General features: G+C 66.2%; 25 protein-coding genes. 21 read left to right on the plus strand and 4 right to left on the minus strand.

Going from position 1 to position 23,672, the window contains the following annotated elements; genetic code table 11:
- Positions 1 to 60 precede the first annotated feature (60 nt).
- The 5 genes from CXQ89_RS03690 to CXQ89_RS03710 all read left to right on the plus strand — a co-directional run bounded on the left by CXQ89_RS03690 (position 61) and on the right by CXQ89_RS03710 (position 3,865).
- On the plus strand, positions 61 to 714 hold the full coding sequence (locus CXQ89_RS03690; protein ID WP_104160326.1) for a hypothetical protein: 654 nt from the start codon (positions 61 to 63) through the stop codon (positions 712 to 714).
- A 69-nt stretch (positions 715 to 783) separates the two neighbouring features.
- Entirely contained in the window at positions 784 to 1,470 is a 687-nt protein-coding gene (locus tag CXQ89_RS03695; RefSeq protein WP_104160327.1) for a copper resistance CopC family protein, read from the plus strand.
- 137 nt (positions 1,471 to 1,607) lie between these two features.
- Positions 1,608 to 2,213 carry a copper chaperone PCu(A)C gene (locus CXQ89_RS03700; protein WP_104160328.1) on the plus strand — a complete coding sequence of 202 codons (606 nt, stop codon included), beginning with the start codon at positions 1,608 to 1,610 and terminating at the stop codon, positions 2,211 to 2,213.
- Positions 2,213 to 3,454: a Dyp-type peroxidase gene (locus tag CXQ89_RS03705; RefSeq protein WP_104160329.1), complete on the plus strand. Its 1,242-nt coding sequence runs from the start codon at positions 2,213 to 2,215 to the stop codon at positions 3,452 to 3,454. Before CXQ89_RS03700 ends, CXQ89_RS03705 begins: the two co-directional genes overlap by 1 nt.
- A 156-nt stretch (positions 3,455 to 3,610) precedes the next feature.
- Positions 3,611 to 3,865: a DUF6480 family protein gene (locus CXQ89_RS03710; RefSeq protein WP_104160330.1), complete on the plus strand. Its 255-nt coding sequence runs from the start codon at positions 3,611 to 3,613 to the stop codon at positions 3,863 to 3,865.
- Positions 3,866 to 3,983: 118 nt separating this feature from the next.
- On the opposite strand, the gene CXQ89_RS03715 is transcribed toward CXQ89_RS03710, so the two are convergent.
- Entirely contained in the window at positions 3,984 to 4,448 is a 465-nt protein-coding gene (locus CXQ89_RS03715; RefSeq protein WP_104160331.1) for an Lrp/AsnC family transcriptional regulator, read from the minus strand.
- A 184-nt stretch (positions 4,449 to 4,632) separates the two neighbouring features.
- On the opposite strand from CXQ89_RS03715, the gene pdhA reads away from it, so the two are divergent.
- The 5 genes from pdhA (at position 4,633) to CXQ89_RS03740 (ending at position 10,668) form a co-directional block, all read left to right on the plus strand.
- Positions 4,633 to 5,787 (plus strand): pyruvate dehydrogenase (acetyl-transferring) E1 component subunit alpha, encoded by a 1,155-nt coding sequence (gene pdhA / locus CXQ89_RS03720; protein ID WP_104160332.1) that lies wholly within the window; start codon positions 4,633 to 4,635, stop codon positions 5,785 to 5,787.
- Positions 5,788 to 5,799: 12 nt separating this feature from the next.
- On the plus strand, positions 5,800 to 6,897 hold the full coding sequence (locus CXQ89_RS03725; RefSeq protein ID WP_104160333.1) for an alpha-ketoacid dehydrogenase subunit beta: 1,098 nt from the start codon (positions 5,800 to 5,802) through the stop codon (positions 6,895 to 6,897).
- Positions 6,894 to 8,333, plus strand: coding sequence for a dihydrolipoamide acetyltransferase family protein (locus CXQ89_RS03730; RefSeq protein WP_104160334.1), 1,440 nt, complete (start codon positions 6,894 to 6,896; stop codon positions 8,331 to 8,333). Before CXQ89_RS03725 ends, CXQ89_RS03730 begins: the two co-directional genes overlap by 4 nt.
- 170 nt (positions 8,334 to 8,503) lie before the next feature.
- Positions 8,504 to 9,355, plus strand: a complete 852-nt coding sequence (locus CXQ89_RS03735) for an MBL fold metallo-hydrolase (protein WP_104053012.1) — start codon at positions 8,504 to 8,506, stop codon at positions 9,353 to 9,355.
- 17 nt (positions 9,356 to 9,372) lie between these two features.
- Positions 9,373 to 10,668 (plus strand): MFS transporter, encoded by a 1,296-nt coding sequence (locus CXQ89_RS03740; RefSeq protein WP_104160335.1) that lies wholly within the window; start codon positions 9,373 to 9,375, stop codon positions 10,666 to 10,668.
- On the opposite strand, the gene CXQ89_RS03745 is transcribed toward CXQ89_RS03740, so the two are convergent.
- Positions 10,640 to 11,551, minus strand: coding sequence for a phosphatase PAP2 family protein (locus CXQ89_RS03745; protein ID WP_104053010.1), 912 nt, complete (start codon positions 11,549 to 11,551; stop codon positions 10,640 to 10,642). The genes CXQ89_RS03740 and CXQ89_RS03745 overlap by 29 nt on opposite strands.
- Positions 11,552 to 11,735: 184 nt before the next feature.
- On the opposite strand from CXQ89_RS03745, the gene CXQ89_RS03750 reads away from it, so the two are divergent.
- The 5 genes from CXQ89_RS03750 to CXQ89_RS03770 all read left to right on the plus strand — a co-directional run bounded on the left by CXQ89_RS03750 (position 11,736) and on the right by CXQ89_RS03770 (position 16,729).
- On the plus strand, positions 11,736 to 12,680 hold the full coding sequence (locus CXQ89_RS03750; protein ID WP_258059923.1) for an o-succinylbenzoate synthase: 945 nt from the start codon (positions 11,736 to 11,738) through the stop codon (positions 12,678 to 12,680).
- Positions 12,677 to 12,934, plus strand: a complete 258-nt coding sequence (locus CXQ89_RS03755) for a hypothetical protein (RefSeq protein WP_104160336.1) — start codon at positions 12,677 to 12,679, stop codon at positions 12,932 to 12,934. The genes CXQ89_RS03750 and CXQ89_RS03755 overlap by 4 nt, the downstream gene beginning before the upstream one ends.
- Before the next feature lie 46 nt (positions 12,935 to 12,980).
- The gene (locus tag CXQ89_RS03760) at positions 12,981 to 13,469 is read left to right on the plus strand and encodes a GNAT family N-acetyltransferase (protein WP_104160337.1); all 489 of its coding nucleotides are present in this window, start codon (positions 12,981 to 12,983) and stop codon (positions 13,467 to 13,469) included.
- Between the two features lie 72 nt (positions 13,470 to 13,541).
- Positions 13,542 to 14,435, plus strand: coding sequence for an LLM class flavin-dependent oxidoreductase (locus tag CXQ89_RS03765; RefSeq protein WP_104160338.1), 894 nt, complete (start codon positions 13,542 to 13,544; stop codon positions 14,433 to 14,435).
- A gap of 206 nt (positions 14,436 to 14,641) precedes the next feature.
- Complete coding sequence (locus CXQ89_RS03770) at positions 14,642 to 16,729, plus strand: PhoX family phosphatase (protein WP_104160339.1); 2,088 nt, start codon at positions 14,642 to 14,644, stop codon at positions 16,727 to 16,729.
- Positions 16,730 to 16,761: 32 nt separating this feature from the next.
- On the opposite strand, the gene CXQ89_RS03775 is transcribed toward CXQ89_RS03770, so the two are convergent.
- Both CXQ89_RS03775 and CXQ89_RS03780 read right to left on the minus strand, forming a co-directional pair.
- Complete coding sequence (locus CXQ89_RS03775) at positions 16,762 to 17,331, minus strand: hypothetical protein (protein ID WP_104160340.1); 570 nt, start codon at positions 17,329 to 17,331, stop codon at positions 16,762 to 16,764.
- Between the two features lie 116 nt (positions 17,332 to 17,447).
- Entirely contained in the window at positions 17,448 to 17,705 is a 258-nt protein-coding gene (locus CXQ89_RS03780) for a metal-sensitive transcriptional regulator (RefSeq protein WP_104053005.1), read from the minus strand.
- Between the two features lie 119 nt (positions 17,706 to 17,824).
- Here CXQ89_RS03780 and CXQ89_RS03785 point away from each other — a divergent pair, with 119 nt between their 5' ends.
- The 6 genes from CXQ89_RS03785 (at position 17,825) to CXQ89_RS03815 (ending at position 23,670) form a co-directional block, all read left to right on the plus strand.
- Entirely contained in the window at positions 17,825 to 18,469 is a 645-nt protein-coding gene (locus CXQ89_RS03785) for a rhodanese-like domain-containing protein (protein WP_104160341.1), read from the plus strand.
- Entirely contained in the window at positions 18,466 to 19,377 is a 912-nt protein-coding gene (locus CXQ89_RS03790; RefSeq protein ID WP_104160342.1) for a sulfite exporter TauE/SafE family protein, read from the plus strand. Before CXQ89_RS03785 ends, CXQ89_RS03790 begins: the two co-directional genes overlap by 4 nt.
- A 47-nt stretch (positions 19,378 to 19,424) precedes the next feature.
- Positions 19,425 to 20,807: a rhodanese-like domain-containing protein gene (locus CXQ89_RS03795; protein WP_104160343.1), complete on the plus strand. Its 1,383-nt coding sequence runs from the start codon at positions 19,425 to 19,427 to the stop codon at positions 20,805 to 20,807.
- Positions 20,808 to 21,047: 240 nt separating this feature from the next.
- Positions 21,048 to 21,518 carry a hypothetical protein gene (locus CXQ89_RS18130; protein ID WP_146067191.1) on the plus strand — a complete coding sequence of 157 codons (471 nt, stop codon included), beginning with the start codon at positions 21,048 to 21,050 and terminating at the stop codon, positions 21,516 to 21,518.
- The gene (locus CXQ89_RS03810) at positions 21,515 to 22,519 is read left to right on the plus strand and encodes a hypothetical protein (RefSeq protein ID WP_104160346.1); all 1,005 of its coding nucleotides are present in this window, start codon (positions 21,515 to 21,517) and stop codon (positions 22,517 to 22,519) included. The genes CXQ89_RS18130 and CXQ89_RS03810 overlap by 4 nt, the downstream gene beginning before the upstream one ends.
- On the plus strand, positions 22,519 to 23,670 hold the full coding sequence (locus CXQ89_RS03815) for an alpha/beta hydrolase (RefSeq protein ID WP_104160347.1): 1,152 nt from the start codon (positions 22,519 to 22,521) through the stop codon (positions 23,668 to 23,670). Before CXQ89_RS03810 ends, CXQ89_RS03815 begins: the two co-directional genes overlap by 1 nt.
- Positions 23,671 to 23,672 lie beyond the last annotated feature (2 nt).

A 23,672-nucleotide genomic window follows, 5' to 3' on the forward strand; every position in this document is an offset into this window, starting at 1 on the left:
AATGTCAGCAGCCGGACCGAGCACCCGCTCACCCGGTCCGAACCGTCTCCGGGAGGGAACATGAGCACGCGCACCGCACGCCTGGTGCGCGGCTGGGCCGCAGCCTTGTCGGCCACGGCCGTTGCTGCTGCCTCCCACGTCCTCGCCGGCGGGGTCATCCCCAACCCGTTCATCGTGCTGTTCGCCCTGGCGCTGTCCGCGATGGTCTCCTGTGCCCTTGCCGGACGGACTCTTTCCCTGCCGCGTACAGCCGGAGCAGTGCTGGCCAGCCAGGGAATCTTCCATCTGCTCTTTACAGTCGGGGGAGCGGGGCTGACCTCCGGTCCCTCCGCCGCCGGTCTGAGCGCAGTGAGCCACGCGGGGCACGCCGGGCATGTGGAACCGGCAGCACTGGCGGCGCAGTTTGCTGACCCCGGAACGGTTGCATCCGTGAGCGCGGCGGGGCATTCATCGGCCGCGATGTGGCTCGGCCACCTGATCGCCGCCGCAGCAACAGTACTGCTCATCCGCAAAGGCGAAGCTGCCCTGCTGCAGCTCGTGGCAACCATGCGTCTGTCCATCACGGCCATCCTGCCGCTGATCCTCCCGCTGCCGCTGGGACCGCGGATTCCCAAGCTCTCCAGCCTTATCCCTGCTGACCCGCTGGGGAACCTCGGTGTTCCGCTGCTGGTGATGAGACACCGGGGCCCGCCGGCCGCTGCTGTGTTCGTCTAGGCCCGCGCACCTCCGCGCGGAGCCTTACTCCCAGCAGCCGTCGGTAACGGGCCGGCGCAGAAAGCAGTCATGCCCTCTCTCTCCTCAACACCCTTTGCCCACCAGTTCAATTCCACCCCTCGCTCCCGCAGCGCTGTTTCCCGCCGCCTGCTCGCCTTCCGCGCGTTCCTGCTGGGCGCCCTGCTGCTTGCAGGGTTCGGAGCAGCACTGACAGCCGCACCGGCAGCACTGGCCCATGACGAACTTGTTTCCTCCACACCGGCGGACGGCACCGTCCTGGAAGAAGCTCCGGCAGAGCTCGAGCTGGTCTTCAGCTCCGAGCTGATGGACATCGGCAACAAGGTGATCGTCGCGGACGCAGCCGGAACCAACCTGGTCGAGTCCGACCCCGTGCTGAACCGTGAAACCCTGGTTCAGGCACTGCCCGCGCTCGAAAACGGCACCTACCAGGTTAACTGGCGCGCGGTTTCCAGCGACGGACACCCCATCACCGGAACGTTCAGCTTCACCGTTGATGCACCGGGTTCGGACGCCGCGGAGACGAACGCTCCGGCCGGTACACCTACGGAATCAGCAGCAGCATCCGCCACGGCGGAGCCGACCGCTGAGTCTTCCGACCCCGCAGCAACGGAGGAATCCGTGGCATCGCACGTGCCCTGGGGCCTTGGCGGTGCGGCCGTGGGAGCCATCATTGCCCTAGCCGTCTGGGCTGTTGTTGCGCAGCTGAAGAAGCGCCGCCGCGGAGCCGGCTCCTAACCGGTCAACTGCCGTGCGCCGCGCCTCAAACCCCGCGCGCGGCTACTTCAACGCAACCGTAGGGCTGCGTACCTTTAGCGACTTTTCGCCCGGGCCCATGAGCGCGCCCGCGCACCAAACCTTTCGGAGTACCCCAAATGAAGAAACTCTCCCTCGCAGCTGCCGTCCTTGCACTCTCCGCCGCAGGGCTTGCCGGCTGCGCCGCCGATACCCCGGCCACCGGCTCCTCTTCTGAAGCCTCCTCTTCTGAAGCCGCCGAGCAATCCCAGCACCTGGCCGTGACCGGAGCCTGGGCCAAGGCCAAAAGCGCCGGCGACATGACCGGTGCCTTTGGCACCCTGGAAAACTCCGGAGCGGAAGACATCACTGTGGTGTCCGCGACGTCACCTGCCGCTGCCGCGGTGGAACTGCACGAGACGGCAGCCGGCGCCGACGGTGCCATGGCAATGCAGGAAATCGAGGGCGGCTTCGTTGTCCCTGCCGGCGGGGAATACGTCCTCGAACCCGGTGCCAACCACCTCATGCTCATGGGCCTCACCGATGACCTGTTGGCCGGCGAGACGCTGCCCATCACCCTGGAACTTGGCGACGGCAGCACCCTGGAGATGGAAGCCACGGCCAAGGACTTTGCCGGCGCCAACGAAAACTACGACCCGGATGATGCGTCTTCCGAAAATGATGCTGCCCATGGTGCGGGCGATGGTGCCGGACACAGCAGCGAAGAACCCTCCACGGGCCACTGATGAGCCAGGAAAAGCCTCAGGGCGTCGGCCGTCGGCGCCTGCTGTTCGGCGGAGCGGCCGCCGGACTGGGCGCGGTCGCGGCGGCCGGCGCTCAATGGGTGGGAAACAGTTCCAGCTCCGAGCCGGATCTGGTCCGCACCGGGCTGGACGAGGGCGGAGCCAATGGTTCCCAGACGGTCCCCTTCTACGGAAGACACCAGGCGGGGATCGCCACCGAGCCGCAGACGCACGCAGCGTTCGTCGCACTGGACCTGGGCACCGATGTGAGCCGCGACCGGATCCGGTCATGGCTGCGTCTGCTCAGTGACGACGCCGCGGCCCTGACACAGGGCCAGCCTGCCCTGGCGGACACGGAAGCGGAGCTGGCGGTTCGTCCCGCCCGGCTGAGCGTGACCTTTGGATTTGGCCCGGGCCTGGTCAAGGCTGTTGCCCCGCACCTGGCACCGCCGTGGCTGGCTCCGCTGCCCGGCTTCGGCATTGACGCCCTGCAGGAGCGATGGAACGGCGGAGACCTGCTGCTGCAGATCTGCGCCGATGATCCGCTGACCGTGGCCCACGCCCAGCGGATGCTGTTGAAGGACAGCCGGGCGTTTGCCGCCGTGCGCTGGATCCAATCCGGATTCCGCCGTGCCTACGGCAGCGAACAAACCGGCACCACCATGCGGAACCTGTTTGGCCAGGTGGACGGCTCGGCCAACCCTGTTCCCGGAACGGGCGAATTTGACCGGGTGGTCTGGGGCGACGCTGAAATCCCGGCGTGGCTGGACGGTGGCACCTCCATGGTCATCCGGCGGATCGCCATGAACCTGGACACCTGGGATGAACTGGACCGGCACGGCCGCGAGGAGTCCGTAGGGCGCACCCTGGCCAACGGCGCGCCCCTTACCGGTTCCGCCGAGCACGACGCTCCCGACTTTGAGGCCGTCACGGCGCTCGGTTTCCCGGTGATTCCCGATTACTCCCATATGCGCCGGGCGCGGCCGGACAATCCGCGGCAACGGATCCTGCGGCGTTCGTACAACTATGACGACGCACCGGAGCCCGGCGGTCCGGTCTCCAATGCGGGGCAGGTTTTTGTCTCCTTCCAGGCAGACGTGAGTGCCCAGTTCCTGCCGATCCAGGAACGCCTGGACAAACTGGACCTGCTCAACGAATGGACAACGCCGATTGGTTCGGCGGTGTTCGCCGTTCCGCCGGGTGCCAGGGAAGGCGGTTTCGTGGGGGAAGCGCTCTTCGGCTGAGCATCCGGGCTGAGCAACCGCCGCGTCCGGGCCTGAACCGGGCCGGGTTGTTTCTCCGGGGCGCCAGAGACTACGTTGGAAACTAATGATCAGCATGCTGATTATTGTCCGGGCCACCCCGGAAGCACCAGTAGCCACGGAGAGACGGAGGCACAGATGACGGACAGCTACGATCCGAATAATGACCCGGGCAATCCCGACAAGCCCAAGGATGCCGGCAAGAAACTGCAGGACTCCAGCCGGGAGGGCGGCGGCAACGCCGACACCAGCACGGAAAAGGGTAAGTTTGCCAACCCGGACCCCGCGGCAGGGAACGTCACCGGGCTGGAGCCCGGCGGCGGCGTTCCCCCGGGAGAAACCCCTCCCGCAGAGGATCAGATGAGCATGGATCAGGGGCACGACGAAAATTAAGCCGCCCCGGTACTGCGCACAGCGGCCCGCCACCGGACTTCCGGTTGGCGGGCCGCTTGCTGCGTCAGGGTCTTTTGCTGTCTTGGGGGCCGCGGGTGCCGGGTCCGGGGCCTTGCCCTTACCTGGCGTCCAGATCCTCGAACACCAGGAACGTCTGCGTATCCAGGATGCCCGGCATTGATTGAAGCTGGTCGAAGATGACATGGCGCAGGTGCACGTTGTCTTCGGCGCGGACCAGCAGGATTACGTCGAAGGAGCCGCCCACCAGTGCAATGTGATGGATTTCGGGAATGGCGCGCAGCTGTTCACGCAGTTCCCGCCACGAGTGCTGACGTACCTTCAATGTCACATAGGCGGACGAACGCAGCCCTGCTTTCACCGGGTCAACGACGGCGGTGAACCGGCTGAGCACTCCTGTTTCCGTCAGCTTGGCAATCCGGGAATACGCGTGGGCGCGGGAAATGTGCACGGCCTCGGCCACGGCCGTGACGGACGCCCTGCCGTTGCCCGTGAGCTCAGCGAGGATGGATCGGTCGATGTCATCCAGTTTCGGGGCCGGTTGCTCGGTGATGTCCCGTGCCATAGTGTCCACACTCTCCGGGGTAATCCAGCTCACAATTTACATTTCGTCCACCAGCGTAGCCGACAGGGCCTCATTCATCCACGTTTTTGCCGCTCTGTGGATACGAATAAGGGTTCGTCAGCATACTTGGGTAACAGAACATCCACGGCGAAGAGGCGGTGGAAGGGCAGCTGACGGAGGCAAAATGACTATCTCAACGGGCAATCCGCCCCCCGGAGCCATGGACGATCCCCGCAGGGACGCACGCCGATTCGGCACCGCCGGCAGCTCGGACCTGCTGCCCTCGGACTCACCGGTGCAGCTGGTGGACCCGGACGGCGTCCACCGCCACGATGACCGCTATCCGCTGCCCGACGGCGATTCCCTCCGCAGTGCCTACGCCCGGTTGATCGCGGGCCGGCGCATCAACGACCAGGCCAACGCGCTCGTGAGGCAGGGCCGGCTGGCGGTCTATCCTTCCTCCCACGGCCAGGAGGCGTGCCAAGTGGCCGCCGCCGTCGTTCTCGACAAAAACGACTGGCTTTTTCCCACCTACCGCGACACAGTGGCGGTGATTTCCCGGGGCGTGGAACCGCTGCAGGTCCTGACGCTGCTGCGCGGTGACTGGCATTCGGGCTACGACCCCTACGAGCACAACACCGCTCCGCAGGCCACGCCCCTGGCAACCCAGCTGCTGCACGCCGTCGGCGTGGCCCACGCCGCCAAGCTCAAGGGCGAAGACACCGTGGTGCTGGCCATGTGCGGAGACGGTGCCACCAGCGAGGGCGACTTCCACGAGGCCCTGAACTTCGCCGCCGTGTTCCACGTGCCCGTGGTGTTCTTTGTGCAGAACAACGAGTACGCCATCTCGGTGCCGCTGGCGAGCCAGTCGGTGGCGCCGTCCCTGGCGCACAAGGCCATCGGTTACGGCATGCCCGGCGAACGGGTGGACGGCAACGACCTGGCGGCCCTGCTCTCGGTCCTCGGCGCCGCAGTGGACCGGGCGCGTGAGGGACACGGGCCGTCACTGGTTGAAGCGCATACCTACCGCATGCAGGCCCACACCAACGCGGACGACGCCACCCGCTACCGCACGGAGGAGGACGTTCAGAAGTGGGTGCCGCGGGATCCCATCGCCCGCATGCGCACCTATCTGCGCGGCCTCAACCTGCTGGACGACGACGCCGAGACCGGCTTCGCAGCAGATGCCGAGGACATTGCCGCCGCCATGCGCGACGGCTTGAACACCGATGTGGAACCGGATCCGCAGGAACTGTTCAACCACGTCTACACCCGACGCACGCCGCAGCTCACTGAGCAGGCAAACCTGCTGCGCGACGAACTCTCGCGCCAGGCCTGAAAGGCAGCCACGATGACCGTTACCGAAACCCTCGAAGTCCCTGAAACACTCGAAGCGCCGGCCGCGCCGGGCCCGGCCGCCCCTGAGTCCCTCACCTTCGCCAAGGCACTGAACACCGCACTGGCCGATGAAATGGCGGCCAATTCCGCCGTCATCATGTTCGGCGAGGACGTGGGCCCGCTGGGCGGCGTCTTCCGCATCACTGACGGGCTGACCGCCCGTTTCGGTGAAGAGCGCTGCTTCGACACCCCGCTGGCCGAATCCGGCATCATGGGCATGGCCGTGGGCATGGCCATGAACGGCATGCGTCCCGTAGTGGAGATGCAGTTCGACGCCTTCGCTTACCCGGCGTTTGAACAGGTGGTCAGCCACGTGGCTAAGACCGCCAACCGCACCCGCGGCAAGGTCCGCCTGCCAATGGTGATCCGCATTCCCTACGCCGGCGGCATCGGGGGAGTGGAGCACCACTGCGACTCCTCCGAGTCCTACTACGCACACACTCCGGGACTGACCGTCGTGGCGCCCGCCACGGTTGCCGACGCCTACACGCTGCTCCGCGAAGCCATCCGGCTGAATGATCCCGTGGTTTTCCTGGAACCCAAGAAGCTTTACTGGACCAAGGAGGATGTGGACCTCGCCGCACTGCGCAGCCGCTTCGACGCCGAAGATGTGTCCGGCGACGGCACCCGGCTGTCCGGCGGCATCGGCACCGCCGCAGTGGCCCGCTCCGGCTCCGACGCCACCCTGATTGCCTACGGACCGTCAGTGGCCACGGCCATGGCTGCCGCCGAAGCCGCAGCGGAAGAGGGCCGGTCCCTGGAAGTGATCGACCTGCGCTCCATCGTGCCGTTCGACGATGAAACCGTCACCGCCTCGGTTCGCCGCACCGGCCGCGCCGTCGTCATCTCGGAAGCACCCGGATTCGCCTCCGTGGCTTCTGAAATCGTGGCCCGCGTGCAGGAACGCTGCTTCCATTCCCTGGCCGCACCGGTGCTGCGCGTCACCGGGTTCGACATTCCCTATCCGGCACCCAAGCTCGAGCACTGGTTCCTGCCCAGCGTGGACCGGATCCTGGACAGCGTTGACGAACTGCAGTGGGAGGACCGATGAGCACGCGCACCTTCCTGCTCCCGGATCTGGGCGAAGGCCTGACTGAAGCCGAACTGGTGACCTGGCTGGTGGCCGTGGGTGATGAGATCCGCGTGGACCAGCCGGTGGCCGAGGTGGAAACCGCCAAGTCCCTAGTGGAAGTTCCCTCCCCGTTTGCCGGCACCGTGGCGCAGCTGCACGGCGAAGCAGGGCAGACGCTCGACGTCGGGCGTCCCCTGATCTCTGTGGCAGCGGCCGGCGCCGGGACAACTTCCGTCGAAAGCGCCGCCGTCGGATCCGCGCCGGCACCGGGACGCAGCGACCCCGACGGCGAAGCGTACCGGCAGGAAGAAAAGGCCGGTTCGGGCAACGTGCTGATTGGTTACGGCACCCCCGGCGGGCACGCCGTGGCACGCCGGACCCGCCGCCCGCGTACCGCAGCTGCTGGACCGGGTGCAGCTCCGGTTTCATCAGCCCCTCCGGTACCGGTTCTGGCAATAGTCCCGGACATCCCGGCCGAGGCTCCGAGGTGCATCTCGCCGCTGGTCCGCAAGCTGGCCCGCGAGAACGGTGTCCGGCTGGCTGATCTGACAGGCTCCGGCGCCAATGGACTGATCCTGCGCAGCGACGTGGAAGCAGCTCTGTCCGGGGCAGGGTCATCCGAAAAGGCCGAACCCGCCGCAGCCCCCGCAACCCCGGGGATCCAGGCATCCCCTGCCGGCAGCGACCCGCGCACCGGCCTGGCCGTCGCATCGCGGACACCGGTCAAGGGACTGCGCAAAACGGTTGCCGCGAACCTCACCGCCAGCCGGGCCAGCATTCCCGAGGCCACGGTCTGGGTGGATGTGGACGCCACCGCTCTGCTGGAACTGCGTGCGGACCTCAAGCGCCGGCACCCGGATAACACCCCCGGCCTGATGGCGTTCCTCGCCCGCTTTGTGCTGGCCGGGCTGGCGAAGTTCCCCGAACTCAATGCCCGGTTTGATCCGGCATCCGAGGACGCCGACGGCGGTGCAAGCATCACAGCCTACGACGGCGTCAACCTGGGCTTCGCAGCGCAGACCGACCGCGGCCTGGTTGTTCCCTCCATCCGCCGTGCCGACACCATGAACGCCCGCGGCCTGGACGCGGAAATCCGCCGGCTCACAGCGTCGGCACGCGATGGCAAGGCCACGCCTGCCGAGCTGACGTCGGGCACCTTCACGCTGAACAACTACGGGGTGTTCGGTGTGGACGGCAGCGCCGCGATCATCAACTATCCGGAGTCGGCCATCCTTGGGATCGGCCGGATCATCGACAAGCCGTGGGTTGTGGACGGCGAACTGGCCGTACGGAAAATGACCGAGCTGACCCTGGTTTTCGACCACCGGATCTGCGACGGCGGGACCGCCGGCGGCTTCCTGCGCTATGTGGCTGATGCCATCGAGAACCCGGGCAGCGTCCTCGCGGACCTCTGACGGACCAAGGACACCGCGAACCCTGCCGGACCCGCGCCGCAACATTTGCGGACAGTCGTGGTCCGGCCGCCGCGGCCGCGATACCTTGGAACCAGAAGTTGGAACAAGAAATTCACCGCCGGTGCACCCGAGGCTCCGGGCAGCTCACGGACCCCACAAAGGACGGACCCATGACCCACGCAACCGGCCAGGAAACCGAGCAGTGGCTGGAGGTGGCGCCGCGGGTGCTGGTGCTTCGCAATCCCGGCTTCGGCATGAACACCGGTCTGGTCATCGGGGATGAGCAGGCGCTGATCATCGACACCGGTGCCGGTCCCCGGCAGGGCTGCGCCATCCTGACGGCAGTGCGTGAGCGCACCGATCTGCCGCTGATCGCCGTGAACACCCACGCGCACTTTGATCATTTCTTCGGCAACGCTGTATTGGCGGCGAACGGCGTCCAGGACATCTGGGCCACCAGCCGCTGCGCCGAAGCCATCCGCGAGCAGGGCGATTCCCAGCGCCCCGCCGTCGCCGGCGTGGAAGCCGAGATGGCCGCCGGTGAGGGCGTGCACACGGAGATTCTGGCACCCAACCGCCTGGTGGACGGTTCCCCGGTGGACCTGGATCTGGGCGGCATCTCCGTGACGCTCTTCCATCTGGGCCGGGGCCACACCGACCATGACCTGCTCGTCGGCGCCGGCGATGTCCTGTTCACCGGAGACCTGGTGGAAGAGGGCGCGGATCCGTCCTTTGAGGACTCCTTTCCCAAGGAATGGATCCGCACACTGGGCAAGATGACCGCACTGGAGGACCTGTATTCGGTCTTCGTGCCGGGCCACGGCAAACCGGTGGCCGTGGACTTCGTGACTACGCAGATGAACAAGATGCGCACCGCCGTTGCCGTCACCCGCAGCGCCATGGACCAGGCCTCCACCGATATGACCAAGGCCATCCCTATTCTGCCGTACGGGCCGGAGCAGTCCCGGGCCCTGCTGATGCGGCTGCGGACCCTGGCACGCTGGAAGTGGCTTAAGCAATAAGGGCGTACCCTGAACCGGTGCCCGCAGAATCCTTTAGCCTCAAATCCATAGCCATTCCCGCGTTTGGGCCCACGCTCCTGTACGGCCTGGCCACCGGGGCCATCCTGCCGGTGATCGCGCTGACAGCGCGGGATCTTGGAGCCACCGTGGCCCTGGCCGCTTTGGTGATCACCCTGACGGGCATCGGTTCTTTGCTCACCAACGTGCCGGCCACGGTGCTTACCACCCGGTTCGGCGAAAAATGGGCGCTGGTGATCGCTGCACTGTGGTGTTCGGCAGCGATGGCCATGGCTGCTCTGGCACCGGTGCTGTGGATATTTGCCCTGGCCGTGTTCATGGTGGGGATGGCGGGCTCGGTCTTTGGCCTGGCACGGCAGAGCTACCTTACCGAAGCCGTACCGCTGTATTACCGGGCCCGGGCACTGTCCACCCTGGGCGGGGTAAACCGGATTGGTGTCTTTGCCGGACCCTTCGCCGCCGCCGGCGTCATCCATTTCGCCGGAATCTCAGGAGCCTACTGGGTGGGTGCCGCCGCCGCCCTGTTGGCAGCGATTATCAGCCTGCGGGTCCCTGAACTGCGGGTGCCCATCCCGGCGGGCCCGGGACGAGCCCCCGGTCCAGGCTCCGCCGGCAGAGGACGCCGCGGCGCGGGTGACCCGGCTGTTCCCGCGCCCACCGTTCGCTCCGTCCTCGGCAGCCACGGCAGGGTGTTCCGCACACTGGGCCTGGGCATCCTCCTGATCGCGGCCGTGCGGGCATCCCGGCAGGCAGTCATCCCGCTCTGGGCCCAGCACATCGGATTGGACCCCACCCAGACCGCCCTGATTTACGGGTTGTCCGGTGCCATCGACATGCTGATCTTCTATCCCGCGGGCAAAGCCATGGACCTGTGGGGGCGGCGCTGGGTGGCTGTGCCGTGCATGCTGACCATGGCGGCGGGACTGGCGCTGATGCCGTTCACCACCGACCGGACCGGCCTGCTGCTGGTGGCCCTGGTCCTGGGTTTCGGCAACGGGATCGGTTCCGGCATTGTGATGACCCTGGGTGCGGACTTCTCGCCCTCGCCCGGCCGCCCGCAGTTCCTGGGCATCTGGCGGCTGCTGGCGGACACCGGCACCATGGCCGGGCCGGCGCTCCTCTCGGCGGTGACGGCGCTGGTGTCACTGTCAGCAGGCATCGGTGCCACCGCCGTCCTGGGCCTGCTGGGAGCGGCCGCACTGTGGAAATGGGTGCCTAAAGGCCGTCCCGGCTACGGCCAGCCCAAGGGCCAGGCGCGCGGACAGGTCAGCGGGCCGGGTCTCCCGCCTGCATAGAGAAGACCCAGCAGGCCAGCGCGCTGAGCACGTAACCCACACCAACGATCAGGCCCAGACCGGACCAGAAATACAACAGCATGGACTCGCTGCTGCCGAGCACCGTGGTGCCGCTGATGGCGTACAGGTAGGCGCCCACGCTGATCAGCAGCGACAGCAGCCCGGGGATCCAGCACATCGCGGCCAGCACCGGAACTGAACCGCGGCCCCGGCCGCCGGGCGGCCAGTAATTCCACTCAGGGGTGGTGCGCAGCATGACCAACCCGCCAATTAGTGTCCACGTAGCCACCACCAGGAAGGACGCCACGACGTCGGCCGGCCGGTGCCACAGGTTAACAAAGGTGGACGCTCCGGCGAGCACGGCGTAGCTTCCGCCCGCCAGGGCAACCGCCGGACGCCAGCGGGGAGAGGCCAGCAGGAACACGACGGCGGCCGCCGAGGCAGCCAGCGTGGTGTGGCCTGACGGCAGCGAGTTGAAGTCCAGCGTGATGACGCCCCGGTCCGGGCGGTCAAAGAAGAGCCGCTTAAGCAGCTGGCTGCTGATGTTCGCCGCAGCAAAAGTTGCCAGCGCAATCACCGCCGGTGCCAGCCGCCGTCGTCGTACGGTCATCACCAGCACCACGGCCCCCGCAATGAAGACGGACAGCAGCGGCAGATTGTCCAGGAACTCCAGCACCGGCAGCTTTGTTCCGGGCATCGCCACTTCAGCCTCGCGCCAGGCGGATTCATCGGCCAGCTGGCCGGTGGTGGTTCGGACAAAACCCCAGTACGTCAGTGCCACTGCAGCCGCACACAGCAGTGCCCCGAACAGGAACAGGGCTGCATTGGAGGCAGGCGGGCGCCGAGTCGGAGCGCGGCGGTTCAGGAGATCGCGGGTATTCATTGCCTCCTAGTCTGCCACTGGATCTTGGCACTTGGCTGAATGGCCGCCGTGAGCGCCGTCATGCCGTGCCGAACCGATCCCGGGCTAGGCTGGCTGGGTGGCTACCCCTGACTTTTCCTCCGCTTCCGGGTCCCGGCCGGACCTGTCCGTCCTGCTCACCGGAGCCCGCGTCGTCTCGATTCCCATGCGCGTCCGTTTCCGCGGAATCCTGCACCGTGAGGCCCTCCTGATTCCCGGCCCGGCCGGCTGGGGTGAATTTTCCCCGTTTCCCGAATACGACGACGCCGAGGCCGCGCCCTGGCTCGCGGCCGCCCTGGAAGCGGCGGGGGAGGGGTATCCGAAACCGGTACGGACCTCCGTTCCGGTCAATGGAACCGTGCCGGCGGTGGCCGTGGACCGGGTTGAAGGAGTCCTCGCCCGGTTTGGAGCGGTAGATACCGTGAAGGTTAAGGTGGCCGAGCGGGGCCAGTCCGTGGCCGAGGATCTGGCCCGGGTGGCAGAAGTCCGGCGGCTGCTGCCCAACGCAGGCATCCGCGTGGACGCCAACGGCGGCTGGGACGTGCCCACCGCCGTCGCCGCCCTGGGAGCGCTGGCCGAAGCGGGACTGGAATACGCCGAGCAGCCGGTCCCGGACATTGCCGGGCTGCGGGAGGTGCGGCAGGAACTGGCACGCCGCGACATCCCGGTGCTGATTGCCGCCGACGAGAGCGTCCGCAAGGAAACCGATCCGCTGCGCGTGGCACGGGAAGACGCTGCGGACCTGATCGTGGTGAAGGTGGCTCCGCTCGGCGGAGTTCGCCGCGCCCTGGAGATTGTGGCCGCGGCCGGGCTTCCCGCCGTCGTCAGCTCTGCCCTGGACACCTCGGTGGGAATCCGGGCCGGCGTCGCGCTGGCGGCTTCGCTGCCCGAGCTGCCGTATGCCTGCGGGCTGGGCACACTGTCGCTGATGGCGGGGGATGTCGCCGAGGAACCCCTGCTGCCCGACGGCGGCGCCCTGGCAGTGCGGAACGTGGCGGTGTCTGGGGAATTGCTGGAGCGCTACGCGGCGGCGCCGGAGCGCCGGCAGTGGTGGCTGGACCGGCTGGAACGGGTTTATGGACAGTTGATGAGAGGGGACAGGACAGCATGAAGTACGTACTTCCGGCAGTGACGGTTCTGATGGCGGCTGCCGGGCTGGCCGTGTGGATCTTTGCGGACAACCTTCTTTTGGGGCTCGGCCTGGTGGCTCTGGCACTGCTTCTGGGGGCTGTTGCCCCGGGCATTGTTGGCCGGCTGGGAACGGACAACAGCGGCGGCGATGCCGACCCGGCACGGGTGAAGGAGTACCGGGCGCAGCATCCGGGAACGACCATCGCCGACGCAATCCGCGCCACCCGGCAGTAGGGTCCGCCGGATCCGTTGGCTGAAGGCAACGTGCAAGGATCAACCCATGACGCTGGCCACCTTTACCCTGTCCGAGCAGAACTACCGCCTGCGCCGGGCAGGTGCCGCCGACGTCAGGCCGATCGTTGAACTGCTGGCCGCAGATGAGCTGCGGCAGGGTGAGGATTCCGCGGAACCGGAGTGCCACGGAGCATACGTTGAGGCCTTCCGGCGGATTGACGCCGATCCCGCCCAGCTGCTGGTGGTTGCGGCAAACCAGCAGGACAAGGTTGTCGGCACCATGCAGCTGACTGTTATCCCCGGGCTGGCACGTGCCGGGGCCACGCGGTTGCTCGTGGAGGCGGTGCGGGTGGATGCCGGGCTGCGCGGCAACGGACTGGGCTCGGCGATGATGGCCTGGGCGGTCGAAGAAGGGCGGCGGCGCGGCGCCTCGATGGTTCAGCTCACGAGCGACAGGGCGCGCGGTTCCGCCCACCGGTTCTACGAGCGTCTGGGCTTTACTCCGTCGCATGTGGGGTTCAAACTCTTCCTCTAGCGGTCTTCCAAAAGGTGGTGCCCTCAGGCTGGGTCCGAGGCCCTAGGATGAACGACTAGGAAGGAGCGCCCCATGCCCGACTATGGCCGGAACCTGCTCTTCGGAGCATTCCTCACGCCTGCGGCCTCACCGCCGCAGCAGGCGGTGGAGCTGACCGTCACGGCGGAACGGGCCGGGCTGGACCTGGCCACCTTCCAGGATCATCCCTATCAGCCGCGGTTCCTGGACACCTGGACACTGCTGTCTTACGCGGCTGCCAGAACTGAGCAGATCACCCTCGCCACCAATGTCCTGAATCTGCCGCTGCGCCAGCCGGTGATCGTGGCGCGCAGCGCGGCCAGCCTGGACCTGCTCAGCGGCGGACGGTTCGAACTCGGACTGGGTGCCGGCGCCTTCTGGGACGCGATCGAGGCTGTGGGCGGGCAGCGGCTGGAACCGGGTGAGGCAGTCACCGGGCTGGCGGAGGCGATCCGGATCATCCGCGGCGTCTGGTCCGCCGCCGACCGGACGCCGCTGCGGGTGGACGGATCGGTCCACCAGGTCCACGGCGCCAAGCGCGGGCCCGCACCGGCGCACGACGTCGGCATCTGGCTGGGGGCCTACAAACCCCGCATGCTCCGGCTCACCGGGGAAACGGCTGACGGATGGGTGCCCACGCTCAGCTATCTCCGCGGCGGTCCCGCCGATTTGGCAGCGATGAACTCGCGGATTGACGACGCTGCGGTCGCCGCCGGGCGTGATCCGGCAGCGGTGCGGCGGCTGCTGAACATCAGCGGTTCCCTCGAAACCACCGGCGGCGGATTGCTGCAGGGGCCGGCCGCCCAGTGGGCGCGGGAACTCGCGGACATCGCCTTGGAATACGGTATCTCCGGATTCCTCCTGGCCAGCGACAATGCCCGGGACCTGCAGCGTTACGGCGAGGAAGTGGCCCCCGAAGTCCGGTCCCTGGTCGCAGCCGCACGGTAGGGCACCTGCTGGAGTTGTTAACCCGGCGTTCAACCGGCAGCCTCCTGCGCGTCGCTTTCCACTGCCAACGTGGGCAGCGACACATCCGCCGGAGAAAGGCCCGACCCTTGACCGACCTGTCCAATTTTGTGCCGTCCGCTTCTGAGCCCGCCGTGAACGCCGAGTCAAGTCTTGCCGGCGCCGCCCCGAAGAGACGGCTATTGCCCATGCTCGGGCACACCCGAGGCAAGCGTAGTGCTGTCACCTGCGCTCTGAAGTGCGACAACGCCTGCAGCAAAGCAGTCTGCAACACTTCCGCCAACAGCTATTTCCGGGACATCGTGTCGGCCGAGTTTTCACGGCGCACAGCTTTGGGGGTCGGAGCAGCCGGCGCGCTGGGGGCCGCAGTGCTGGCCCTCGGCGGCGCAGCTCCGGCGACGGCGGCACCGGCCGGGCCGGGCGGCGGACGGGGTCCGGGGAAGTCCCTGGGTTTCGCACCCATCGCACCCGTGGACGCGGCAGTGGACAGCTTTGACGTCCCGGCTGGATACGAGTGGGAACCGCTGCTGCGCTGGGGAGATCCACTGTTCATCGATTCCCCCGACTTCAATTTCCGTGACCAGAACGCGGCCGCGCAGGCCCGCCAGTTCGGCTACAACAACGACTATCTGGAAATCCTTCGCCAGCCCAACGGCAAGAAGGGACTGCTCGTCTGCAACCACGAGTATGTAAACCCGGAGATCATGTTCCCGGCTGCCCCGGCCTCCGCCGCCGAGGAAGCCGAGCGGCGCGCCATCTTCCGCAACGCCGTCGGCATGTCGGTGGTGGAACTGGAACGCAGTTCCCGGGGCACACCCTGGAATTATGTCCGCGGCGCCCGGCTCAACCGCCGCATCACCCTGGACACCGTCTTTGAACTCACGGGACCGGCAGCCGGAACGGAGCTGCTCAAAACGGCAGCCGATCCGGAGGGGCGGTTTGTGTTCGGGACGCTTGGCAACTGTGCCGGCGGCAGCACTCCGTGGGGAACGGTGCTCTCCGGCGAGGAGAACTTCAACGGCTTCTTTCGCGCCGACGGCACCAGCGCTGAGGACAAGCGGTATGGCCTGGGCAGCGCCGCGACGGCCATGGGCTGGGAGCAGGAGGACCCGCGCTTTGATGCGCGCACCCCGGAAACCCGCAACGAGCCGAACCGGTTCGGTTACATCGTGGAGCTTGACCCCGAGGACCCGGAGTCGGTGCCGCGCAAGCACACCAGTCTGGGCCGGTTCAAACATGAGGGTGCCAACGTCATCATTGCCCGCAACGGCAAGGCCGTGGCGTATTCGGGGGACGATGAGCGCTTCGACTACCTCTATAAGTTTGTCTCGAAGAACAAGTACCGGAAGAACGACAAGCGGCACAACATGACGCTCCTGGCCGAGGGGGACCTGTATGTTGCCCGGTTTGCCGGCAACTCGCCCGCGGCTGAAATCGACGGTACCGGCTCTGTTCCCGCTGACGGCGGATTCGACGGCCGGGGCACCTGGCTTCCGCTGGTGGTGCGCGGCAAATCGGCCATCCCGGGCATGAGCGTGGCGGAGGTGCTGGTCTACACCCGCCTCGCTGCGGACAAGGCCGGGGCGACCAAGATGGACCGCTGCGAGGACGTGGAGCCGAGCCTGGCCACGGGGCGGGTCTACGTGGCCTGCACCAACAACTCCAACCGCGGCGTCGGCGCCAGCGCAGCTGCCGATGAAGTGAATCCCCGGCGGGAAAACCGTGACGGGCACATTGTGGAAATCATCGAGGACCGCGACGACGCCACGGCCACCAGCTTCCGCTGGAATCTGCTGATGCTCTGCGGGGACCCGGCGCAGGGGGATGCCACCTACTTCAGCGGTTATCCGCGGGAGTTGGTCAGCCCCATTTCCTGCCCGGACAACCTGGCCTTTGATTCCGCCGGCAACCTGTGGATTTCCACCGACGGCGCTCCGTCCGGAATCGGCTATAACGACGGACTGTTCAAAGTGGCGCTTGCCGGACGCGACCGCGGCAAGGTGGAGCAGTTCCTTTCCGTGCCCCGTGACGGAGAGACCTGCGGACCGGTGATCCATGACGAGGAATCCATGGTGTTCGTTGCCGTGCAGCATCCGGGGGAGGACGGCAGCTACGGCGCGCACACGTCCTTCTTTCCGGACTACGTGCCCGATGGCGCCGTGGCGGCGTCAGATGAAGTTCGGGCGCCCCGGCCGGCCGTGGTGCAGGTGTACCGCGAGGATGCCAACCCCGGACGGCCCGGGCACAAGGGACGCGGCAAAAGGGGCCGACTCTAAGTAGGAGCGTAGGGCAGCCCCAGTCAGGTTCGTCAGGGGCCGATGTACTCGCCAGTGAAGCCGTCGACAGTTCCCAGTTGAATCCCGTCGCACTGGGAAATACCGCCGGACGTTACCGGCTCGTAGTTGAGACAGAATGCTACGTAGTAAGGCGTCCCCTGTTGCCAAGCCGCATAGGCCTGATCATACGTAAAGGTGAACCTGGTGGGGCTGTCACGCCAGGAAATCTCCTCATAGTCCTGCGGCCAGAGCGGCTGCGGATTTTTGTAGAAGTAGCACATCTGGGTATCCCCGGACGTGAAAAAGGTATCCCGGGCGCAGTATTCGGACAGGGTGATTTCACCGTTATTGGCCGCATGCATGGCCTCTTCCGGCGTCATCTCCAGTGCTGACCTGTTGGAGCGCTGCTGTGTCGGCGGGGGTGAAGCAATGGTTGGAGCCGGTGACGTTGTTTCCGGCCGCATTGACTCAGTGCTTGCGGAGGCCGACACAGTAATCGTGACGGGTGCTTCAGCCGTCTGGTCCGGGTCGTTTGTACACGCGGAGAGGGCAAGGGAGGCAACGGCCGCTGCGGCAGCCGCTAGTTTGATGGAGAGTTTCATGCCGATTCCTTTGACGGAGCTGTTGCTCCCTTAAAGGCTCGTTACATGCTGCCTCCGGAACAAGGCCTTCCCGAAATTGCCCCGCCGCCGGCCGGGCTTCTTCGCCCGGACCCGTGTCACGCCAGGGACAGGAAGAGCTGTTCCAGTTCCTTCTTGTCCATGGCGTTGTCTTCCTGGGTCAGGCACTGCTGCAGCCCAGTGGCAATGATGAGGAAACCTGCCCGGTCCAACGCCTTGGAGACGGCGGCCAGCTGCGTGACAACGTCCTTGCAGTCGCGGCCTTCCTCCAGCATGCGGGTGACAGCGCTCAGCTGGCCCTGCGCACGCTTGAGCCGGTTGATGACCGGGGTGAGCTCTGTTGCATCAAGTTCCATGGCGTTTCTCCGAAGTTAGGCGAGGTCCCAGCTTATACCCCGGTGGGTGTTTTGACTACCCCCGGGGGTATAAGCAATACTCGGTGGGGTATTCATCTTCCCCGTCCTGAGAGGACCCCATGGCTTCCGCAACACCCTCATCTCCCGGCTCGCCTACCCCCGCATCGGCCGTCACTGCACTCGATGCGCAGACCCTGCAGGCCTGGCAGCGTGAGCGCCCGGACCTGATCGTGCTGGACGTCCGCTCCGCAGCTGAATTCGAGTCCCTGCACATTGCCGGTTCCGTCAATGTGCCCCTTCCGCTGCTCAAGGACCACGCTGATTCCGTGGCAACACGCCTCGGCGGCAGCGTCGTTCTGGTCTGCCAGTCGGGTGTCCGTGCCGAGCAGGCACGGCAGCGGCTCGGCGCAGCCGGTGTCGATGCCGCCACCGTCCTCACCGGAGGCGTACCGGGTTATGCGGCGGCCGGCGGCAACGTTGTCCGCGGAAAGGAGCGCTGGGACCTGGAACGTCAGGTGCGCCTGGCTGCCGGATCCCTGGTGCTGGCGGGCCTGACCGGCGGCCGCTTCGCTTCGCCCAAGGTCCGGACCCTGGCCGGCGTCATTGGCGCGGGCCTGACCTTCTCCGCGGCAACCAACACCTGCGCCATGGGCAAGGCGCTTTCCGTCATGCCGTGGAACAAGGCCGCCGTTGAGCCCACCCCTGAAGACGTCCTCGCCAGCCTGCCGCTGAGCGGAGCCGGGAACACCGCGGCCGCATCATGACCCCGACACTGGTCCTCGTTCTGGCGCTGTCCATTCTCATCGGGCTCTCGCTCGGTGTCCTCGGCGGCGGCGGCTCCATCCTGACCGTTCCGATCCTGGTTTATGTGGCCGGTTTCGACGCCAAGGAAGCCATTGCGGCATCGCTGTTCGTCGTCGGTGTCACGTCCGCGGTCAGCGTGATCAGCCATGCCCGCAGCGGCCGGGTGATGTGGCGCACCGGCCTCATCTTCGGTGCCGCCGGCATGCTTGGCGCCTTTGCCGGCGGCTTGCTGGGCGGCTTCATTCCCGGCGAGATTCTGCTGGTTGCCTTCGCTTTGATGATGGTCGCCACCTCGGCCGCCATGATCCGCGGCCGTAAGAACAAACAGGCGGCAGGCACTGACAGCGGCGGTGCTCCGCGCCGGATGCCGCTCGGAAAAATCCTGGTCGAGGGCCTCGTTGTGGGCCTGGTCACCGGACTGGTGGGTGCCGGCGGAGGATTCCTTGTAGTTCCCGCCCTGGCTCTGCTCGGCGGACTGCCGATGTCCATTGCCGTGGGCACCTCCCTGGTGGTCATCAGCATGAAGTCCTTCGCCGGACTCGCCGGCTACCTCACCACGGTCCAGCTGGACTGGAGCCTGGTCCTGGCCGTCACGGCCGCTGCGATTGTCGGCAGCCTGATCGGCGCCAAGCTCACCGGCCGGATCCCCGAGACCGCGCTCCGCAAGGGCTTTGGCTGGTTTGTCCTGGTCATGGGCGCCTTCGTGCTCATACAGCAGGCACCGGCGGATCTCCAGCTGATTCTCGCCGGGGGCGTTGCGGCACTTGCGCTGGCTGCGGTGGCCGTCTGCTGGCTGTTCATCCCTTCCTGCCCGCTGCGTAAAACCAACCGGCACCGGGGCGACGCGTCCCGGCACCTGCCGGCCTAGCTCCACAGACAACAAACCTTCCACTTCACAACAGAAGGAGCACCCCCATGCTTATCGAACGCATTTATGATGAAGACCTGGCCCAGGCCAGCTACCTGATCGGCTGCCAGGCCAAGGGCGAGGCGATCGTCGTTGACGCCCGCCGCGACATTGCCGGCTACCTGGACCTCGCCGCCGCGAACGGCATGAAAATCGTGGCCGTTACCGAAACCCACATCCACGCCGACTTCCTCTCCGGAACCCGGGAACTGGCTGCGGCCACCGGTGCCACCGTCTACGTTTCCGGTGAAGGCGGACCCGACTGGCAGTATGACTTCGACGGTGAACGCCTGCAGGACCTGGATACCGTCAAGCTCGGCAACATCACCGTCCAGGCTCTGCACACCCCCGGCCATACCCCGGAGCACCTGTCCTTCCTGATCACTGACGGCGCGTTCAGTGATTCACCCGGCTACCTGCTGTCCGGCGATTTCATCTTCTCCGGCGACCTCGGCCGTCCGGACCTGCTGGACGAAGCCGCCGGCGGCGTCGACACCCGTTTTGCAGGTGCCAAGCAGCTGTTCGCCAGCCTGCGGGACAAGTTCCTGACCCTGCCCGACTACGTCCAGGTGCACCCGGGCCACGGCGCCGGCAGTGCCTGCGGCAAGGCCCTGGGGGCCATCCCGTCCTCCACCGTCGGCTACGAACGCCGCTACGCCTGGTGGGGCCCGTACCTCGAGAACAACGACGAGCAGGGGTTCATCAACGAACTGCTCGACGGGCAGCCCGACGCGCACGCCTACTTCGGCCGCATGAAGCGCGAAAACCGGCAGGGCCCGGCCGTCATGGGCGAGCGGGCGCCGCTGCAGGAACTGCCCACGGACGACGTCGTCCGTGATCTCGCTGCCGGCCGTGCGATTTTCGTGGACACCCGCTCTAACGCCCGTGTCCATGAGGGCACTGTTGCCGGATCCCTCAACATTCCCGCCGGCAAGTCCGTTGCCAGCTTCGGTGCCTGGGTCGTGGATCCGGAAAAGGACCAGAACCCGCTGGTGCTCCTGGCCGAGGGTCAGGAGCAGGCGCAGGAAATGTGGGACCACCTGGTCCGCGTGGGCATCGACAACGTTGCCGGTTACGTCACCAGCATCGACGGTCTGCCGCCGTTCACTCCGCCGCTGATCCAGCCGTCCGAACTTCCGGATTTCGACGCCGCCATGGTGCTGGACGTCCGCAACCGCACCGAGCACTCGGCCGGGCACATTCCCGGTTCGTACCAGCTCAGCGGCGGGCGTGTGCTGTGGCACCTGGATGAGCTTCCGGAGAGCGGCACCATTGTGACCTACTGCCAGAGCGGAGTGCGGAACTCCGTGGCAGCCAGCGGCCTGCGCCGCGCCGGGTACGACGTCGTCGAACTGGACGGCAGCTACGCCGCCTGGGTGGCACAAAAGTAACCAGCGAAAGAGAAGCCTCGCCTGGATAAGTGCCTTTGTGAAGTGCGGGGTATGGCGGCGGCCCCGCAATGAAAAACCGGCCTGGGCCGAGCATGTCTGCGAAAGATCCGAAAGTCCCCCAACTTCCGAAAAAACGATCTTCACAATGCTCGGCACCGGGCCGGTGACCCAATAATACATGATTGGAACATGTTCCGAACTACACTTTAGCGTGAGGCCCCACTAAAAATGAGGAACCCCATGGATAAAGACGTTCGACAAACGGCAAAAGATGCGTTCGAGCGACTTCAGCTGCCTGTACGCGTCACACTGGAATCCCTTATCCGGCACGTCGAGATAATCCGCCGGCGTCCCATCGTCATTGTTCAAAGCGAAAAGCTCACGGGTAAGAAAATCTGCGGGCTGTGGATTCCACGGGAGAATGCGGACGTGGTCTATCACTCCGCGACGAAGGGGACTCTTCATCGCCAGCAGCTGATTCTCCACGAACTCTCGCACATGGTCCTCCGCCATGATGAAAGCGTTGAGGCCTCATGGCAGGGGGTCAAAGTCTTCCAGGAACTCTCGGGCGAGGTGGTGGCCAAAGCGTTGGCCCGCGGTGACTTCCGTTCTGATCTGGAAGCGGCGGCAGAACATCTCGCCGATCTTCTGGCCGCAGCCATCCGGGAATCCAGCCATGAAATCTACCGGTACGAGGCGTACTTCGAATGAGCAACCTGATTGTCGTGATTTTCATGTGGCTGCTCGTGCTGACACTGGCGCTCCGGGCGCGCACCCGCCCGGATAACACAATGCTGAAAGCCTCAATAGTCATCGCCGCGTCCTTAACAACGAATATCGACGGGCTCTATCTCTGGGCAGCAGAAAAAATGCCCTGGCCCAACGGGCTGGATCTGGCCGCCAACGCCCTGTTGATTTTTGGTGTCTATTATTTGTCGCGGGCCATCGCCCACGGTGCCAGAGCCGGTGACACGGTAAGCGGCAGGGGAACCCTCTGGCTGCGGCGCGCGGCAGTTATCACGGTTGTCATCATGGCGGTGAGCTTTGCCTTGATCGACGATCCTGTCCCGTCATTCTCCTTCATGCTGGATTACGGAAGCCAGCCGGCGGCAGCCCTTTACTCGGGGATTCAATACCTGTACATACTGGCGGTCATGGTGGGAACCCTGGCCACCTGCCTGAAGAACGTGCCGCATATGAGGCGCAAGCGCTTTCGCGTGGGGTTTCGGATTATTGCGCTGGGATGTGTTGCGGGCATTGTTCTCTGCATCTCCGTGCTTGTTATGGACATGGCAAACGTGACCGGCAACGAGGAACTGAGGCGTGCCGCCGGAACCGTGTATGACGTGTCCAATCCCCTGACGGTGGTGCTGCTGTCCGCCGGGTTGGCGGTGGCACCGATTGGCCGGATCCTCAGCGACCTCAGAGTCCGGCGGCAGATCCGCGTGCTGGAGCCCCGGCTCCGGGCAGTGTGGCTCTCCACGGTCGCTCAGACACCCGCCGTCAGCCTGGTGGGAACCACCGCCCAATCCGTCACCGAAGGGCACCGGAAGCGCGCGCGGAACACCGCCGATACCATTCACCGCCTGGTCATTGAAATCCACGACTGGATGGACCTCTCTGAGAACCGCGGGCAGCAGATGTCACCGGCGGACAGAAGCGTAGTCAACCAGGCCGAGGCGCTGTGCCTGAAACAGGGGAGGCCGCTCTGATGGCGTGGCCAACCGTGCGCACGGTGCTGGCTGTCGCGGCCGCCGCCTGTCTGCCGGCGCTGGCCGGATCCCTGATCCGCGCAAAGGTCACGGATGCGGGCCCGGGCAGGACGCTGGCGCCGGTCCGTGGACACGGGAGGATCGGGAACCGGCAGTACCTTGACTTTGAACCGAACGGATTTGCCGCCCATCCCGGGCGGCTCAGCATGCGTGCGCCGTCGGGCGGCGGGTTAGTGGTGCTGGGGCCGCCCGCCGTCGGAACCGCGGTACGGCGGACGGTGGAGAGCGGTGACCCCGGCCGAATAATCCGGGATGGCAAAGGCCGCCTCAGCGGTCACCTGGGCGATACCCCGGCGGATTTCGGATTCGCCGCCGAGGAGGCAACCATTGGCGGGCTTCCGGCGTGGATCATCCCGTCGGCTCAAGGCAGCGGTGTGTGGGTCATCCACGTCCATGGGCTGGGCAGTTCACGAAGCCAGTGCCTGCGTGGCGTGGCAGCCTTCGCAGACCTCGGCTATACCTCGCTGCTGCCCACGTACCGCACATCCCTGGACCTCGGCCAAACGCCGGGCCGCAGCCATCTGGGGCTCACCGAATGGAAAGACATCGAGGCGGCCAGACGCTACGCGCTGGATCACGGAGCCCGGAGGATCCTGTTTGTGGGCTGGTCGCTGGGTGCTTCCATTGTGCTCCGCACCATCGGGCGGTGCCCGGCGCCGAGCACCGCGGGCGTGCTGCTGGTGTCTCCGGCGCTGGACTGGCCTGCGATCATTTCGGCGCAGCTGCGGCGTGCGGGCTGTCCCGGGTTCCTGGCCCGGTGGCTGCCGCATACCGTCAATCTCCTTCGCCCCCGGGGAGAACCCGTCATCAGGTGGCGCGAAATGCCCGCGACCTACATGCAGAAACATCCAAGTATCCCGACTATGATTTTTCACGGTACTGATGATCACTCCGTACCAGTACAGCTTTCCCGGGCATTCGTTTCCCGGCAAAGCCAGCCTGTGGGATTCGTGGAGTTCGACGGCGCCCACCACACGCTGGAGTGGAACTCTGCTCCACAACTGTGGAATGAATCCGTCCAGGCCTGGTGCCGGTGCCTGGACCTGGAGACACCTGTTGACTTGACCGACCCAGTTTCGGAGGCAAAATAACC

The sequence above is a fragment of the Arthrobacter sp. ZGTC212 genome (genome assembly GCF_002929255.1).
Lineage (GTDB): Bacteria > Actinomycetota > Actinomycetes > Actinomycetales > Micrococcaceae > Arthrobacter_B > Arthrobacter_B sunyaminii.

Bases quoted from the DNA above. Each gene is read 5' to 3' on its own strand.
- CXQ89_RS03690 (WP_104160326.1), top strand. From the start codon at position 61: ATGAGCACGCGCACCGCACGCCTGGTGCGCGGCTGGGCCGCAGCCTTG.
- CXQ89_RS03695 (WP_104160327.1), top strand. From the start codon at position 784: ATGCCCTCTCTCTCCTCAACACCCTTTGCCCACCAGTTCAATTCCACC.
- CXQ89_RS03700 (WP_104160328.1), top strand. From the start codon at position 1,608: ATGAAGAAACTCTCCCTCGCAGCTGCCGTCCTTGCACTCTCCGCCGCA.
- CXQ89_RS03705 (WP_104160329.1), top strand. From the start codon at position 2,213: ATGAGCCAGGAAAAGCCTCAGGGCGTCGGCCGTCGGCGCCTGCTGTTC.
- CXQ89_RS03710 (WP_104160330.1), top strand. From the start codon at position 3,611: ATGACGGACAGCTACGATCCGAATAATGACCCGGGCAATCCCGACAAG.
- CXQ89_RS03715 (WP_104160331.1), bottom strand. From the start codon at position 4,448: ATGGCACGGGACATCACCGAGCAACCGGCCCCGAAACTGGATGACATC.
- pdhA (WP_104160332.1), top strand. From the start codon at position 4,633: ATGACTATCTCAACGGGCAATCCGCCCCCCGGAGCCATGGACGATCCC.
- CXQ89_RS03725 (WP_104160333.1), top strand. From the start codon at position 5,800: ATGACCGTTACCGAAACCCTCGAAGTCCCTGAAACACTCGAAGCGCCG.
- CXQ89_RS03730 (WP_104160334.1), top strand. From the start codon at position 6,894: ATGAGCACGCGCACCTTCCTGCTCCCGGATCTGGGCGAAGGCCTGACT.
- CXQ89_RS03735 (WP_104053012.1), top strand. From the start codon at position 8,504: ATGACCCACGCAACCGGCCAGGAAACCGAGCAGTGGCTGGAGGTGGCG.
- CXQ89_RS03745 (WP_104053010.1), bottom strand. From the start codon at position 11,551: ATGAATACCCGCGATCTCCTGAACCGCCGCGCTCCGACTCGGCGCCCG.
- CXQ89_RS03750 (WP_258059923.1), top strand. From the start codon at position 11,736: ATGCGCGTCCGTTTCCGCGGAATCCTGCACCGTGAGGCCCTCCTGATT.
- CXQ89_RS03755 (WP_104160336.1), top strand. From the start codon at position 12,677: ATGAAGTACGTACTTCCGGCAGTGACGGTTCTGATGGCGGCTGCCGGG.
- CXQ89_RS03760 (WP_104160337.1), top strand. From the start codon at position 12,981: ATGACGCTGGCCACCTTTACCCTGTCCGAGCAGAACTACCGCCTGCGC.
- CXQ89_RS03765 (WP_104160338.1), top strand. From the start codon at position 13,542: ATGCCCGACTATGGCCGGAACCTGCTCTTCGGAGCATTCCTCACGCCT.
- CXQ89_RS03770 (WP_104160339.1), top strand. From the start codon at position 14,642: ATGCTCGGGCACACCCGAGGCAAGCGTAGTGCTGTCACCTGCGCTCTG.
- CXQ89_RS03775 (WP_104160340.1), bottom strand. From the start codon at position 17,331: ATGAAACTCTCCATCAAACTAGCGGCTGCCGCAGCGGCCGTTGCCTCC.
- CXQ89_RS03780 (WP_104053005.1), bottom strand. From the start codon at position 17,705: ATGGAACTTGATGCAACAGAGCTCACCCCGGTCATCAACCGGCTCAAG.
- CXQ89_RS03785 (WP_104160341.1), top strand. From the start codon at position 17,825: ATGGCTTCCGCAACACCCTCATCTCCCGGCTCGCCTACCCCCGCATCG.
- CXQ89_RS03790 (WP_104160342.1), top strand. From the start codon at position 18,466: ATGACCCCGACACTGGTCCTCGTTCTGGCGCTGTCCATTCTCATCGGG.
- CXQ89_RS03795 (WP_104160343.1), top strand. From the start codon at position 19,425: ATGCTTATCGAACGCATTTATGATGAAGACCTGGCCCAGGCCAGCTAC.
- CXQ89_RS18130 (WP_146067191.1), top strand. From the start codon at position 21,048: ATGGATAAAGACGTTCGACAAACGGCAAAAGATGCGTTCGAGCGACTT.
- CXQ89_RS03810 (WP_104160346.1), top strand. From the start codon at position 21,515: ATGAGCAACCTGATTGTCGTGATTTTCATGTGGCTGCTCGTGCTGACA.
- CXQ89_RS03815 (WP_104160347.1), top strand. From the start codon at position 22,519: ATGGCGTGGCCAACCGTGCGCACGGTGCTGGCTGTCGCGGCCGCCGCC.